The following is a 14,344-nucleotide window of genomic DNA, read 5'->3' on the forward strand; positions in this document are numbered from 1 at the left end:
GTTGGATGTCTCTAATTTCAGAGGTGAAATTTTACCACGAAAACCGAGGCTAAACGCGGAATGGCTGCCATTGGTTAGGAAAATTCAGTAGAATGAAGCAAGATTTTAAGCAATGAGTGATTGATATTTTCTATGCTGCGCATTCTCTATCAGCAGACTGATGCCCCTTCTGAGTTACAACGTATTGCGAACCGCACCTCCCATGATGTAGCTCTAACCCAAGAGGCGGCGGTGAAAGAGATTGTCACAGCGGTGAAAAATAGTGGTGATCGCGCGTTGGTTGATTTCACAGCAAAATTTGATCGCCAAACCCTCACCCCCGAAAAATTAAGGGTTTCCGCCGCCGAGCTAGATGCGGCCTACCAACAAATTGACCGTCCCCTGCTAGAGGCGATCCAACTGGCGAGTCGGCAGATTGAAGCCTTTCACCGTCAACGGGTACCCAAGTCCTGGGTGCAGTTTGGCCAGCATGATGTTGTTTTAGGGAAACGTTATACTGCTGTGGATCGGGCGGGTCTGTATGTGCCAGGGGGCCGCGCTGCCTATCCGAGCACGGTACTCATGAATGCCATTCCGGCGAAGGTCGCTGGCGTGCCCAAAATTGTGATGGTGACGCCCCCAGGGCCAGATCTCAAAATTAATCCAGCGGTTTTGGTTGCGGCTCAAGAAGCAGGGATTGAGGAAATTTATCGTGTTGGTGGTGCCCAGGCGATCGCCGCCCTCGCTTACGGTACGGAGACAATTCCAGCGGTGGATGTAATCACCGGGCCAGGGAATATTTTCGTTACCCTCGCCAAAAAAATGGTCTATGGCCGCGTGGGGATTGATTCTTTGGCGGGGCCTTCGGAAGTGCTGGTCATTGCGGACAATAGTGCGAACCCGACCCACGTGGCGGCGGATCTCCTTGCCCAGGCAGAACATGACCCCTTGGCCGCAGCGATCTTACTCACCCCTGATCAAGAATTTGCCGAACAGGTACAGGCAGCGGTGGCCCAACAGTTAGAAAATCATCCCCGCCAGGAACTTACTGAAAAAGCGATCGCCCACTACGGCTTAGTGGTGGTGGTTGACTCCCTCGAAAAAGCCGCCGAACTGTCTAATCTCTTTGCCCCAGAACACTTGGAATTGGAAGTGGCGGAACCCTGGGAACTCTTGCCCTTCATTCGCCATGCTGGGGCTATTTTCCTGGGTCACTCGACCCCAGAAGCGGTGGGGGATTATCTCGCGGGGCCAAACCATACCCTGCCGACGGCTGGTGCGGCTCGCTATGCCTCAGCCCTCGGCGTGGAAACCTTTATGAAGCACTCCAGTATTATTCAATATTCGGCGAAAGCACTCCAAAACGTTGCCAGTGCCGTACAAACCCTCGCCGAAGCTGAAGGCCTCCCCTCCCACGGGGAATCAGTGCGGTTGCGTACCCAGAAAGGTCAAACCCTAGATTCCTAACCCCAAAAATTTACGGAGGTACAGGCCCCATTGGGCGGCCAATTCAATTTGGGTAAAGGGAATTTCGATCGTTTCTTGATTCTGAGTTTCGAGTAATAAAAATGCTTTTCCTTGCCGGGGAAGATCTTCTGGTTCGTCTAAGCGATCAATGATTTGCTGATCAACACGTAGGGCAATCTTTTGGATTGAGGCGATCGCCACCGTTTGCAGATCCACCATCCCCCGTCGGGTCGCCTTGCCGTAGGTGATCTGACCATTGCGATAGCCCAGGATTGAATACAGATCATATTTCGCTTGATCAAAACCCTCCGCCCACCGTTGATAGGCTTCGATTTTTTGATATTCGGCCCAACCAGCCCAGGCTAAGCCAATGAACAGCGCCAAGAGCGGCAGCCACAATAATCCCCTTTCCATAAATGATTCACACAGAAATTTTGTTTACGGTTGTGCTGCTTTGGTTTCGATAAAACGACGTAAACTGAGCAGCGTTACTGTCTGACCCAAATTTAACGGTAACAGAGAAACGCCTTCTAAATGGGACTGGAGCCAGCCATCATCCCAAGACCACCCATGGAAACCGTCAATCCCCTGACGCAACAGAAACCGGATACCGTGGTCATGGAGCGTCTCAACGGTGTGGTGAATGGGCACAATCCCAATCTGGGTCGTAAAGGTCGTTCCCGCAGTCAATTGGGCAGGCATCTCCGGCCAGCGTTGCAACCAGAGCCATTGTTTGAGTTGCTGGGGCTGGGTCAGGCTTTCGCGGATGGTCTGGCTAGACGCGTTGATTTCGAGGCGAATATTACTCTGCTGAAACTGTCCAAACATGCAAAAATTCTGGGCCTTCTCAAGGGAATGTCTATAGATTATAACGAGGGATGCCTGGGCCATTGGAAACAAACGACCCCAAGCTCGCGTCTTTAAAGACTGACCTCTGTAAATTAGTTTTCAGTTTAATTATTCAGTAAAGGGATATTTGCCATGTCTACTACTTCAATCTCTCCTGGGAAAACCGGCACCATTACTTGTTTGAGTGCCTTGCTCTTGAGTACGGCGATCGCCCCCTTTGCTGCACTAAATCCAGCCCAGGCCCAACTTTTCCCACGTCAGTCAAACCGCAACACGACCATTCAGCGTCAGGGCCAATACTATGGCCAAACGATCACCATTGCGCGGGGCACGAGTATTCCGGTGATGTACCCTGATGCAGAGCGCATTTTGGTGTCCTCTGAAGAAACCCTTGATGTGACCGTGGAAGTGGCCGCCAACCTGCGGGATCGCAATGGCCAAATTTTAATTCCCTACGGCACAGAAATTGAGGGGCAAATTCGGCCTGTACGGGGCGGTTCCCAATTCATTGCCGAACGGTTGGTTTTTGATAATAATGACAGCCAGCGCATTTATGCTGAATCCCGGGTCAACAATCGGGTTGAAAATATCAATGAAGGTGCCGATGGCGGTGATCTCCTGGAAGGAGCGGCGATCGGGGCTGGGGCGGCGACGATTATTGCGTTGATCACAGGCGATCGCAGCATTGATTTCGGGGAAATTCTCCTGGGTGGTGGCCTCGGTGCCCTGGGTGGTTGGTTGCTTGGCGGCAACAGTAGCGGTGAAGTAATCGCCTTTGATGCTGACCGTGACCTGGATTTAATCCTCAGTAGTGCCCTGAGCATTGAGCCTTATAACTACCGCACCCCCCAAACCGTGCGTAACGATAACTATTACTGGGAGTAACTGACTAGGAATAACTGATTTTTGTCAGCCCTGGGGCAGTCCGGTATGATGGATCGAATTCTGACTTTTATCCTGTTGTAACTGTTTTTATGGATATCAACGCCTTTATCCATCAGAGTGCGGGCAATTGGTTCGCCCAGCGCACATTTTATCAAGCCCACAACCCGGAGCCTGATAATGGCAAAGCCAATTTAGCCTTTGAGCTGCTGCCCCTAGATCATCCAGAAGTCAGTCGTTTTGCCACGGCGATCGCCCAGGCTCCCAATGAACATTGGCGTGTCTTCCAGAGCAGTTGGGACACCTCCGTGGATTGGGGTAAACCAAAAGCCGTTGGGAGTTCTCTCTTTGCCTTTGTGATTAACCCTGACCAGCCGACCCAAGGGCAAGCCTTTAGCCTAGATGAGCGGACCTTTGCCCAAGGTCAGTATCGTCTTGGGGAAGATCAAATTTTGATCGTTACCTTGCAAGCGGGGGAAGTAAAAATCATCGAGCGGCAATGGTTTGGCAATGAAAATCTCCGCCTCAGAACCAATATCGTCACAGGCAAAACGGGTGTTTTACAGACCGCTTTTTATTCTGAAATTCGCCGGATTATTGAACCCACAAGAACCTCAGAAGTAACAACTGAGGCTAGTGGTTAAGGTGTGTTAGTGCTCAAAAACATTGTCGTAAAAGGCCAAATCTAAGCTGATAAAAGTGGGGAGACAACGGAGACATTCTTCCATCAGAGGCCAACGGTTTTCGCGCTGGAGCATGGCCGTTAATTTATGCATCATCGGAATGAGATAACGCACATCGTTTGAGGCGTATTTGAGTTGTTCTGTGCTGAGGGCTGCCACATTTCCCCAGTCGGAACTTTGGGCTGATTTGTCTAGTTCAACGCCCATTAATTCTTTGACCAATGCTTTTAGGCCGTGGCTAGAGGTGTAGGTGCGGGCTAATTTGCTGGCGATTTTGGTGCAGAAAAAAGGCTGGGTTTCGATGCCAAAGACATGGCGCAGTTGGGCAATATCAAATCGCGCAAAGTGAAAAACTTTTGTGATTTCAGGGGCTTCCATCAAGGTTTTTAAGTTGGGGGCGGCAGTTTGACCCTGGGCAATACGAATGGCACTGACGTCACCATCGTCATCACAGAGTTGCACCAGACAAAGGCGATCGCGGTAGGGATTGAGGCCCATGGTTTCGGTGTCGATGGCGATCGCCCCAGACTTTAGGTAACGCTCTAAAATTTCGGGGCTGAGGTCTTGGTCGAAGAGTGCAAATTTATCCATGGTTTTAGTCTAAGTTTTAAATAAAAAATGGCGTAATTATTATCATCAGGATAGCCTGTTAAAAGGAGGAGCCTGGTCGAGTCAAAAATGCTAATTCTGCCTCGGTGCTGTCGCGGCCTAAAATTTGATTGCGGTGGGGAAAACGCCCAAACTGCTGAATAACGCCAAAATGGCGCTGGGCATAGGCCAAAAAATCACCGCCCAGCTCAGTATTTTTTTCCAGTTGACGAAACAACGCTAGAGATTGATGTTGATCAGCGAGATTTTCACTGTGCTCAAAAGGGAGATAAAGAAAGACCCGTTGGACTGGCAAAAGATCTTGATCAAACTTTTCGGCGATCGCCTGTTTCGCTAGGGCTAAGGCCTGGGGATCGGTGGCAAAGGCTTGGGGATCACCGCGAAAAAGATTACGGGGCACTTGATCCAGCAGCAAAATTAAGGCCAAGCAAGATTGAGGGGCCTCACACCAGGTACTAAATTCTGCGGCGATCGCCCGTTGGTGTAGAGGCCCTAGGGTTTCAGCAACGACAGTGTCAAAGGCCTGACTTTTAGTGAACCATTCTTTGCGGGGCTGACCATAATGCGGCTCACCGGGGCGACCGAACCAAAAATTCAAGACTGTTTCCCATCGTTCAGCCATTAAGAGCCGTTTCTCCCACTGAAAATATGCCAGAATCTTACCATTAATGTAAGCAAGGAGAGAGGGTGTGCCGTTCTATCAAAGTTGCGATCGCCTTACGGAACTAGGACAGCAAATTTTACAGACGACCTGGCGAAAATTTCCCAGCCTGAGTCCCGAACAAATCGCTTTAACGTGGTTGGTTTACGACAATCCAGTGGTGGTCAATACCGACGGTGCCCTTTCCCCAGAAGCCTTTTGGGAACATCCGATCCGGGGGTTTCAATACCGGGGTGATGTGCGCCTTTATCCAGCAAGTGTGGTGAAACTTTTTTATTTAGTGGCGATCCATGAATGGTTAGAAGGACGCATGCTCCAGGACAGCACCGAGCTAGAACGGGCGATCCAGGACATGATTGTTGAGTCGAGTAATGATGCCACCAGTTACATTATCGATAGCCTTACAGGAACCACCAGCGGCCCAGAACTCCCCCCGGAACCCCTGCAAACCTGGAGCCACCAGCGCAACATTATCAACCGTTATTATCACTCTCTCGGTTGGGAGGAACTTACCTCGATCAACGTTAACCAAAAGCCTTGGAGTGATGGCCCCTATGGTCGGGAACGGCAGTTTTTGGGGGCAAACTACGAAAATCGCAATATGCTCACCACCAATGCGATCGCCCGGTTATTTCATAGCATTATGGGCGGCGTCGCCGTCTCCCGGGAGCGTTGTCAAAGCATGATCCGTTTATTGAATCGCTCCCTTGAGCCGGCGGATCTGCAAGAATTTGACGAGGAAAACCAAGTGACAGGCTTCTTGGGGGAAGTGCTCCCGGAAGATAGTCAACTATGGTCAAAGGCGGGTTGGACAAGTCGTGCCCGCCATGATGCGGCTTATATCGAAGTGCCGGGGCAGCAACCCTATTTATTAGTTGTGTTTACGGAAGGGGAAGCCAACGCACAAAATCGCGCCATTCTCCCCTTTATTTCCGAGCAAATCCTGGGGGCGATCGCCAAGATTTAACGTACCTGAATGGCAGTCTCAAGGGAGACAGTGCCCGAAAGGGAATTTGTAATCAAACAATTGGCTTCTGCTTTATGGAGGAGGCGATCGCCCTTGGTGGGATCACTCTCCGGAGGGATCGTGAGGGTTGCTGTAATTTGATAATGGGTAAATTGGGTCAAACGATCCGCTTTTTCTAGGGTGCCCGCCACCGAACAATGCAAAGATTCCCAGGCAAAATTAGAGGCCCGGGCCGTTCCCCGGAAACTGAGGATAAAACAATCGGCGATCGCGGCTACCAAAAGAGTTTCCGGTGACCAGTATCCTTCCGGCCCGCCAAAGTCTACGGGGGGAGCAGACTCAATGGTGTTCAGGCCAGCACTTTCGAGGGTGACATTGCTAGCGCTGGTGGCCCTAGCTTGGACAGTGTAGTGATGGGGAAGAGGTTGGCTTGTCATTTTTTACTAGGGAATTATATACCGATATAATCACTATCTTAGCGGTACCTTTTGGGGGCGCTCTATTGAGGCTGTAATTTAGCCGTGAGTTCTTGGCGCAACCGGTGCAAAATCGAGTCTCGATCCAAAGATTCAATGATGTTTTTAACGACAACTTTTGGATCAGCGTCTCCCCAGGAACCACCATTGGCTAAATAGATTTGGGTACTTTTGCCGATGATGTTGGTCGTCAGTCCGGCGATCGCCCCTTGGGTCACTGCCACGGAAAGGTAAGGCATTACCGATAAGCCTCCCGTAAAGGGCGCGCTGACGCCTAAAGCTGTTTTCAGGGAGCTTAGGCCAAAATTCGCCAGCACTTCCCCAAGGCTAATGCCACCCATACTCAACACAATTTTTTGGAGCAGGGCGATCGCCTCCCGCTGATTTAAAGGCAGACCATACCACTGGGCTAAACGGATAATCAGGGCCACATCCACCACCGCCCCACTAAACACATCCATGACCGTCACGGGATTTAAAGCCACAGCAACCGCCTTGGTGAGCATCGCCCGTTCAATGAGGCGATCGGCGGCCTGGGTGCGCAGCAGCAGTTTGCGTTGGGTCAGTTGGCCATGGAGCCGATCCACAAAGAGCATGGAGTTGAGGGCGAGGAGAGCTTTCCCTTCTCGGTCGAGGATTTCGAGGATTTTTAACTTGAGATCAATCACATTCGCTGGCCCCCGTTCCCGAATGACATGGCGTTGTCCTGTGGCATCGGTGGTGATTTTAGTCACGAGGGGAGCCGCTGAAACCATGACAATTTCTGCGGGGGAGAGTAATTCTTTCACCCGGCGATCGCAAATGGTTTGATAAATTAAATCTCGGTCAGTGCTGGGATATTGGTCTACTTTGTTAAAGACCAAGAGCATCGGCTTGCCCACATCCCGGAGTTGGGACAACGCTTCAAATTCGACCCGTGACATGTCCCCAGCGATGACAAACAGCAATAAATCCATTTGCTTGGCAATCAGTTTAGCGAGCTGTTCGCGGGTTTCGCCGTTCACTTCGTCAATACCTGGGGTATCGATTAGTTCTAAACGTCCCTGGCCTTCCCGAAAAAAAGTGGCCCGCTGAATTTCGCTATTGGCGATCGCCTCCGTTTGCAACGTCCAAGGTACCTGCTGAATATCCGTTGTGACACCATGGAGGGCTCCGGTCTGAAAAATTTCTTTCCCTAGTAGGGCATTTAAAACCGAGGACTTGCCGCGCCCCACCAAACCAAAGGCCGCGATCTGCAGACGGGTTTGCTCAAGTTTATCCAGCATCTGTGAAAGCTGGGCAATTTCTCCCTCTAGGCCCCGTTGTTCCGTCTGGGTGAGATCCAAATGTTGCAACGCGTGGCGGAGGACATCCTGGGCATGTTGATAATTGATTTCCGTTTGAATTTCTGAAAAGTTGGCGATCGCCCCTTCTAAATCTGTCTGTGACCAGTCCACCATCGCTTTAATACAATTTCCATGCCCTATCGAGGGACAATCTCAATTATTCAAACACGTCTTTCAACGCCGTTCTGGCCGCCAAATGATTTCTAGTCGAAGTCAAAATTTCCACCTCCCGCCGGAGTCTTTCTTGGGTGTCTTGTAATTCCAAGAGAGCCTGTTGCTCCTCAGCGACCCCATATAAACTACCCGCAATCCAAAAAGACAATTCCCGTGGCAGATCAGGCAATTCCTCTGGTAACTCTAAGTCTTGCCCTGCTAGCTTTGCCGATAACCCAACCACATCCATCAGTACTTGTTTCGCATCTACCGCCAAAGAAGACAGATTGCCCGTCGTGGGATCATCTTCAATCCATTCCACTAAGCCGACTCGGTAGGGTTTTTCACGAACATAATCTAAAACCCGAAACCGCTGTTGGCCAATCGTCAACATTTTCATCCGGCCATCGGGTAATTTTTCGCAGTGGACAATTTCTGCACAACAGCCCACATTGGCGATCGTGCCATCCACAGGATTGACCATTAATACCCCAAAACGCCGATCATGCTCCAAAATCGTGTTCATCATAATGCGGTACCGAAACTCAAATACATGGAGCGGTAAAGGCCGCGATGGAAACAGTACCAATTCCGGCAAAGGGAAAAGGGGGAGTTCTCGGACAGCAACGGAAAAAGAGGTCATGGGCGATGATAAATACTATCTATTTATACTGTAGCGGATATACAAAATCTAAGGGAAACAGAAAGGGTCTTCTCCGAAACAAATTCAGAAAAGACCCAGATTGAAGATCATTAAAAAATGAATTTTTTAAAGGTTGAAAATACTAGCTTGAGCCTAGAGTTTCACTTCGATATCTACCCCAGCAGGCAGATCAAGCTTCATCAAAGCGTCGATGGTTTTAGAAGAAGGCTGGTAAATATCAATAATGCGACGATGAGTCCGGGTTTCAAAGTGCTCCCGAGAGTCCTTATCAACGTGGGGAGAGCGGAGCACACAATAAATCTTACGCTTAGTGGGGAGAGGAATCGGGCCGATCGCCGTTGCATTAGTACGGTTCGCAGTATCAACGATTTTTTCGCAAGATGTGTCGAGTAAGCGACGGTCAAATGCTTTCAAACGAATCCGGATTTTTTGCTGTTGCAGAGTTGCCATTGTTTTTATTTGTCAAGGTGCAGGATAGATTACAAATCACACGCTAAAAATCGCTATGTGATTTTACCAAGTCAGATTTTGAGGCTAAATGGGGAGTAGGCGTATTGGCTTAAACCCGCTCCCCATTAATGAATTCAGCCGCTAGGCTTACTTCAGGATCTTAGAGACGGTACCAGCACCGATGGTGCGGCCACCTTCACGGATCGCAAAACGCATTCCTTGCTCAATCGCAATGGGGTTGATGAGTTCTACAGTCATCTTGATGCGATCGCCGGGCATAACCATTTCAGCGCTGGAGCCATCATCGGCGGTAAACGCAGAAATCGTACCAGTTACGTCAGTTGTCCGAACGTAGAACTGAGGACGGTAGTTGGGGAAGAAAGGCGTGTGACGACCACCTTCTTCCTTAGTCAAAACGTAAACCTCAGCTTCGAAGTTGGTGTGGGGGGTGATAGAACCGGGCTTAGCAAGTACCATGCCGCGCTCGATATCATCCTTTTGTACACCACGGAGAAGTACACCAACGTTGTCCCCAGCCATCCCTTCATCAAGGGTCTTCTGGAACATTTCAACACCAGTAACGGTGGTGCTGCGGGTGTCTCTGATCCCAACGATTTCGATGGTTTCGCCAACTTTAACACGACCGCGCTCGATCCGACCGGTGGCAACAGTGCCACGACCAGTAATGGAGAAGACATCTTCAACAGCCATCAAGAAAGGCTTGTCAACATCCCGCTCAGGCAGGGGCATGTATTCGTCAACGCTGTCCATCAGGGCCAAAATTTTGTCAACCCACTTATCTTCGCCACGTTTGATGTTGGGGTTAGCAACAAGAGCTTCTACAGCCTTGAGCGCAGAACCAGTGGTGATCGGAATATCATCGCCAGGGAAGTCATATTCACTTAGCAATTCACGAACTTCAAGTTCAACCAACTCAAGGAGTTCTTCGTCGTCAACTTGGTCTTCTTTGTTCAAGAAAACAACAAGGCTAGGTACACCAACCTGCTTCGCCAAGAGGATGTGCTCCCGGGTCTGGGGCATCGGACCGTCAGCAGCAGAAACCACGAGGATACCGCCATCCATTTGGGCTGCACCGGTGATCATGTTCTTTACATAGTCAGCGTGGCCAGGGCAGTCAACGTGAGCATAGTGACGATTTTCTGTCTCGTACTCCACGTGGGCAGTGTTGATGGTGATACCACGCGCTTTTTCTTCAGGAGCCGCGTCGATATCTTCATAGCTCTTCGCTTTACCGCCACCTTGAGCCGCTAAAGCCATAGTGATCGCTGCGGTTAGCGTTGTTTTACCGTGGTCAACGTGGCCAACAGTACCAATATTGGCGTGGTCTTTGTTTCTTTCAAACTTAGCGCGTGCCATGAGTTTCGTTATTCCTTAATCGTTAAAAGTTTGCGTTCCCTTTGTTTTTTGCGATGATAGCTTCAGCCACATGGCGAGGCACCTCATCGTAGTTGCTGAATTCCATCGAAAAGATACCACGTCCTTGGGTTTTTGAACGGATATCGGTGGCGTAGCCAAACATTTCTGCCAGTGGAACCTTTGCAGAAACTTTGGCAAGGCCTTCTTCGGAACTCATACCTTGGATGTTGCCCCGACGGGCATTGAGGTCACCCATGATGTCCCCAAGAAAATCTTCGGGCACTTCAACCTCAACCTGCATGATCGGTTCTAGCACGACAGGAGATGCTTGATCAACGGCATTGCGAATTGCGATAGAACCGGCAATCTTAAATGCCATTTCTGAGGAATCTACATCGTGGTAGGAACCATCAATTAGGGTGGCTTTGAGATCGATCATGGGGTAGCCTGCGATGATACCAGATTCGCATGCTTCTTTCATCCCCTGCTCTACGGAAGGGATATATTCGCGTGGAATGGTACCACCGACAATCTTTGATTCAAACGCAAAGCCACTGCCTTCATCTCCAGGTTCAATCTGGATGACAACATGGCCGTATTGGCCTTTGCCGCCACTCTGACGGATAAATTTACCTTCGGCATTTGCTTTCTGGCGAACTGTCTCCCGGTAGGCGACTTGGGGTTGACCGACATCTGCTTCAACTTTGAATTCTCGCAGCATACGGTCCACAAGGATTTCGAGGTGAAGTTCTCCCATCCCTGCGATTACTGTTTGGTTGGTCTCCGGATCGACACTGACACGAAAGGTCGGGTCTTCATCGGATAGGGCTTGGAGCGCTTTAGAGAGCTTCTCCATATCTTGTTTAGTCTTCGGCTCGACAGCGACGGAAATGACAGGCTCTGGAATGTAGAGGGATTCGAGGATAATCGGGTCATTTGCCTCGCAGAGGGTGTCGCCGGTCATCGTGTCACGCATACCAATGACCGCACCTAAATCGCCAGCTCGAAGTTCGTCAACTTCAATCCGTTCATTGGATTTGAGGACGATCAAACGGGAAATTCGTTCTTTTTTGTCTTTTGTGGAGTTGTAGATATAGCTTCCTTTTTCGATGACACCGGAGTAGACGCGAATAAAGCTAAGCCTACCGTAGGGATCAGAGGCGATCTTAAAGGCCAAAGCGGCAAAGGGGGCTTCGTCATCGGCTGGGCGATCGCCTAGGGTTCCATCGGGAAGTTCCCCCTGAATCGCGGGGACATCTAGGGGGGAAGGCAGATAATCAACAACGGCATCGAGGAGGAGCTGCACGCCTTTGTTTTTGAAGGCAGAGCCACAGAGCAGGGGCACAATCATGCCGGCAATGGTTCCTTTCCGGAGCGCAGCCATGATTTCTGCTTCGGTAAAGGCTTCTCCTTCTAGATATTTTTCCAGGAGGCTTTCGTCACTCTCGGCGATCGCCTCGATCATAATCGTGCGGTATTCATCGGCTTTATCTTGCAGCGCCGCAGGAATCTCTGCTATCTCAATATCCTGCCCAATATCATCTTTGTAGATGTGGGCTCGCATTTTCACGAGGTCGATGATGCCTTGAAATTCATTTTCGGTGCCAATGGGAATCTGAATCGCAATGGCATTAGCTTTGAGGCGATCGCGAATTTGTTCGTAAACCTTGAAGAAATTTGCCCCAGTGCGGTCCATTTTGTTGACGAAGGCGATCCGGGGGACTCGGTACCGATCGGCCTGACGCCAAACGGTTTCTGATTGGGGCTGCACACCGCCCACAGAACAGAAAACTGCGATTACACCATCGAGCACCCGCATCGAGCGCTCTACTTCAATGGTGAAATCAACGTGTCCAGGGGTATCGATAATATTAACTTTGTGGTTGCGCCAGCTTGTGCTGATCGCGGCGGCGGTAATGGTAATGCCCCGCTCCCGTTCTTGTTCCATCCAGTCGGTCACTGCGTTGCCATCGTGAACCTCTCCGATTTTGTGGACAATCCCGGAGTAGAACAAAATTCTTTCAGTTGTCGTGGTTTTACCCGCATCAATATGCGCGGCAATGCCAATGTTACGGACTTGTTCTAGGGCGATGCTGCGTGGCACGATGACCTCCTGCAAACTGGTTTTCTTGGGGCGATCGCACAATTAAAATTTCTTTGAAGTGCACGCGCCGAAACAGATAATGAAAACAGTTGCTTAATACTTCTTAGCAATGGCGACTCATTATTATAGTCTTGCTGTTTCGTTTCGTCTAGCACCGGGAAATTTTTTGTCGTGAAAAACAAACGAAAAATTCCCCGGCATCGATTTTTGAACTTTAGTAGCGGTAGTGGGCGAAAGCCTTGTTTGCTTCTGCCATCCGGTGGGTATCTTCCCGCTTCTTGATTGCGCCACCTGTTTCGTTAGCGGCATCCATCAATTCGTTGGCAAGCTTGATGGCCATGCTTTTACCGGAGCGTTGCCGGGCATAGCCGATCAACCAACGGAGAGCCAAAGCAGTACCCCGGCCTTGGCGTACTTCCATGGGTACCTGGTAGGTTGCACCACCAACACGACGGGCCTTAACTTCCACGAGGGGAGTCAGGTTACGGATCGCGGTTTCAAAGACTTCGATGGGATCGCTGCCAGTTCTTTCTTTGATGATGTCGAGGGCATCATAAACAATCCGTGCTGCCAAGGATTTTTTACCGCTTTTCATCACACGGCGGATAGTCATGCTGAGAAGGCGGTTGTTGTACACGGCATCAGGCGGTACAACACGCTTTTTAGTAACTGAGCGACGAGACATATTTTTCTATGCTTTTACAGATAGAGGGTTTTCTTAGGGTGGTTGCGCTAGGTGGCCTAGACGCTGTTTTTTAAAATAGGGGCAGCAATTTTATATAACTGGAACACTCCACTGTTAGTCGTGAGCTTTGGGAGGTTCGCAACAAGCTTAAATAAATTCAATGGAGAATCTTAGGGAAAATTGGCGATCGCAACTCTTGCCAATCATTCAACCAGATAGATTACTCTTTAGGACGTTTAGCACCATATTTGGAGCGACCTTGCTTCCGATCCTTAACGCCAGTCGCGTCGAGGGTACCACGAACAATGTGATAACGGACACCAGGTAAATCCTTAACACGACCGCCCCGGATGAGAACAACGGAGTGTTCTTGGAGGTTATGGCCGATGCCAGGAATGTAAGCAGTCACTTCAAAACCAGAAGTCAAACGCACACGAGCTACCTTCCGAAGCGCAGAGTTCGGCTTCTTAGGGGTGGTGGTGTACACACGAGTGCAAACGCCACGACGCTGGGGGCATTGCTTGAGGGCAGGGGACTTAGTCTTTTTCTTGAGCTTGTAGCGCTCTGAACGAATAAGCTGTTGGATAGTTGGCATGGACAATTGCCCTACGCGGATGGTTTAACGTAGGTCATTAACATTGACAAATTACAATCTTAGTGACAAAGATCGGCTACTGTCAAGGTTCTTTCTGAAAGGACTGACCGCAATTACAGGTTTTAGTCGTGTGGGGGTTTTTAAAGCGAAAGCTTCCGCCCATTAAATCTTCGGAGTAGTCAATGCTGAGATCCTTGAGCTGCTCGGCATCACCAGGAGGGATCAAGATATTGATATTGCGGATTGTTTCTTGGCGATCGCCGCTCTGGGGTTGAGAATCTAGGGAAAATTGATAAATGTAATCTAAACAGCCACCGGACTGCACGGTGATCCGGAGATAACTATCGGTCGCTTGGCGACTGCGCTGGATGCGTTTAATTTCTTGGGCGGCGCTGGGGGTGATTTGAATCATTTCAAA

Annotated in this window: 17 protein-coding genes; 4 read left to right on the forward strand and 13 right to left on the reverse strand. The window is 49.9% G+C overall.

The annotated features are described in order from the left end of the window. Positions 1–132 precede the first annotated feature (132 nt). Positions 133–1,446: a histidinol dehydrogenase gene (hisD, locus tag AWQ21_RS10000; RefSeq protein ID WP_065714420.1), complete on the forward strand. Its 1,314-nt coding sequence runs from the start codon at positions 133–135 to the stop codon at positions 1,444–1,446. On the opposite strand, the gene AWQ21_RS10005 is transcribed toward hisD, so the two are convergent. Both AWQ21_RS10005 and AWQ21_RS10010 read right to left on the reverse strand, forming a co-directional pair. Further along, positions 1,435–1,860 carry a hypothetical protein gene (locus tag AWQ21_RS10005; RefSeq protein ID WP_065714421.1) on the reverse strand — a complete coding sequence of 142 codons (426 nt, stop codon included), beginning with the start codon at positions 1,858–1,860 and terminating at the stop codon, positions 1,435–1,437. The genes hisD and AWQ21_RS10005 overlap by 12 nt on opposite strands. 24 nt (positions 1,861–1,884) lie before the next feature. Further along, positions 1,885–2,274: a hypothetical protein gene (locus tag AWQ21_RS10010; RefSeq protein ID WP_065714422.1), complete on the reverse strand. Its 390-nt coding sequence runs from the start codon at positions 2,272–2,274 to the stop codon at positions 1,885–1,887. Positions 2,275–2,427: 153 nt separating this feature from the next. On the opposite strand from AWQ21_RS10010, the gene AWQ21_RS10015 reads away from it, so the two are divergent. After that, on the forward strand, positions 2,428–3,180 hold the full coding sequence (locus tag AWQ21_RS10015) for a hypothetical protein (protein WP_065714423.1): 753 nt from the start codon (positions 2,428–2,430) through the stop codon (positions 3,178–3,180). 89 nt (positions 3,181–3,269) lie between these two features. Then, complete coding sequence (locus AWQ21_RS10020; protein ID WP_065714424.1) at positions 3,270–3,821, forward strand: phycobiliprotein lyase; 552 nt, start codon at positions 3,270–3,272, stop codon at positions 3,819–3,821. 6 nt (positions 3,822–3,827) lie between these two features. Here the strand turns inward: AWQ21_RS10020 and AWQ21_RS10025 are convergent, their stop codons facing one another. Further along, a complete protein-coding gene (locus tag AWQ21_RS10025) occupies positions 3,828–4,451 on the reverse strand; it encodes a ribonuclease H-like domain-containing protein (protein WP_065714425.1) in 624 nt (207 codons plus the stop codon). A 58-nt stretch (positions 4,452–4,509) separates the two neighbouring features. Next, positions 4,510–5,091: a DUF924 family protein gene (locus AWQ21_RS10030; RefSeq protein WP_065714426.1), complete on the reverse strand. Its 582-nt coding sequence runs from the start codon at positions 5,089–5,091 to the stop codon at positions 4,510–4,512. A 67-nt stretch (positions 5,092–5,158) separates the two neighbouring features. On the opposite strand from AWQ21_RS10030, the gene AWQ21_RS10035 reads away from it, so the two are divergent. Further along, on the forward strand, positions 5,159–6,097 hold the full coding sequence (locus AWQ21_RS10035) for a serine hydrolase (RefSeq protein ID WP_065714427.1): 939 nt from the start codon (positions 5,159–5,161) through the stop codon (positions 6,095–6,097). Here the strand turns inward: AWQ21_RS10035 and AWQ21_RS10040 are convergent. The 9 genes from AWQ21_RS10040 to AWQ21_RS10080 all read right to left on the reverse strand — a co-directional run bounded on the left by AWQ21_RS10040 (position 6,094) and on the right by AWQ21_RS10080 (position 14,338). Further along, positions 6,094–6,534, reverse strand: a complete 441-nt coding sequence (locus AWQ21_RS10040; RefSeq protein ID WP_065714428.1) for an OsmC family protein — start codon at positions 6,532–6,534, stop codon at positions 6,094–6,096. The two genes, AWQ21_RS10035 and AWQ21_RS10040, sit on opposite strands and share 4 nt — an antisense overlap. A 62-nt stretch (positions 6,535–6,596) precedes the next feature. Then, a complete protein-coding gene (locus AWQ21_RS10045) occupies positions 6,597–8,012 on the reverse strand; it encodes a GTP-binding protein (RefSeq protein ID WP_065714429.1) in 1,416 nt (471 codons plus the stop codon). A gap of 43 nt (positions 8,013–8,055) precedes the next feature. Beyond that, complete coding sequence (locus AWQ21_RS10050) at positions 8,056–8,694, reverse strand: LON peptidase substrate-binding domain-containing protein (protein WP_012307668.1); 639 nt, start codon at positions 8,692–8,694, stop codon at positions 8,056–8,058. Positions 8,695–8,847: 153 nt separating this feature from the next. After that, the gene (rpsJ, locus tag AWQ21_RS10055) at positions 8,848–9,156 is read right to left on the reverse strand and encodes a 30S ribosomal protein S10 (RefSeq protein WP_198016669.1); all 309 of its coding nucleotides are present in this window, start codon (positions 9,154–9,156) and stop codon (positions 8,848–8,850) included. A gap of 156 nt (positions 9,157–9,312) precedes the next feature. Next, the gene (gene tuf, locus AWQ21_RS10060) at positions 9,313–10,542 is read right to left on the reverse strand and encodes an elongation factor Tu (RefSeq protein WP_012307669.1); all 1,230 of its coding nucleotides are present in this window, start codon (positions 10,540–10,542) and stop codon (positions 9,313–9,315) included. 22 nt (positions 10,543–10,564) lie between these two features. Further along, positions 10,565–12,646: an elongation factor G gene (gene fusA / locus AWQ21_RS10065; RefSeq protein ID WP_065715299.1), complete on the reverse strand. Its 2,082-nt coding sequence runs from the start codon at positions 12,644–12,646 to the stop codon at positions 10,565–10,567. A gap of 214 nt (positions 12,647–12,860) precedes the next feature. Beyond that, the gene (gene rpsG / locus AWQ21_RS10070) at positions 12,861–13,331 is read right to left on the reverse strand and encodes a 30S ribosomal protein S7 (RefSeq protein ID WP_012307671.1); all 471 of its coding nucleotides are present in this window, start codon (positions 13,329–13,331) and stop codon (positions 12,861–12,863) included. Between the two features lie 220 nt (positions 13,332–13,551). Beyond that, positions 13,552–13,926: a 30S ribosomal protein S12 gene (rpsL, locus tag AWQ21_RS10075; protein WP_012307672.1), complete on the reverse strand. Its 375-nt coding sequence runs from the start codon at positions 13,924–13,926 to the stop codon at positions 13,552–13,554. Positions 13,927–14,008: 82 nt separating this feature from the next. Continuing rightward, on the reverse strand, positions 14,009–14,338 hold the full coding sequence (locus tag AWQ21_RS10080) for an iron-sulfur cluster assembly accessory protein (RefSeq protein WP_065715300.1): 330 nt from the start codon (positions 14,336–14,338) through the stop codon (positions 14,009–14,011). Positions 14,339–14,344 lie beyond the last annotated feature (6 nt).

Origin of the sequence: Picosynechococcus sp. PCC 7003 (genome assembly GCF_001693255.1) — a bacterium.
Taxonomy (GTDB): domain Bacteria; phylum Cyanobacteriota; class Cyanobacteriia; order Cyanobacteriales; family MRBY01; genus MRBY01.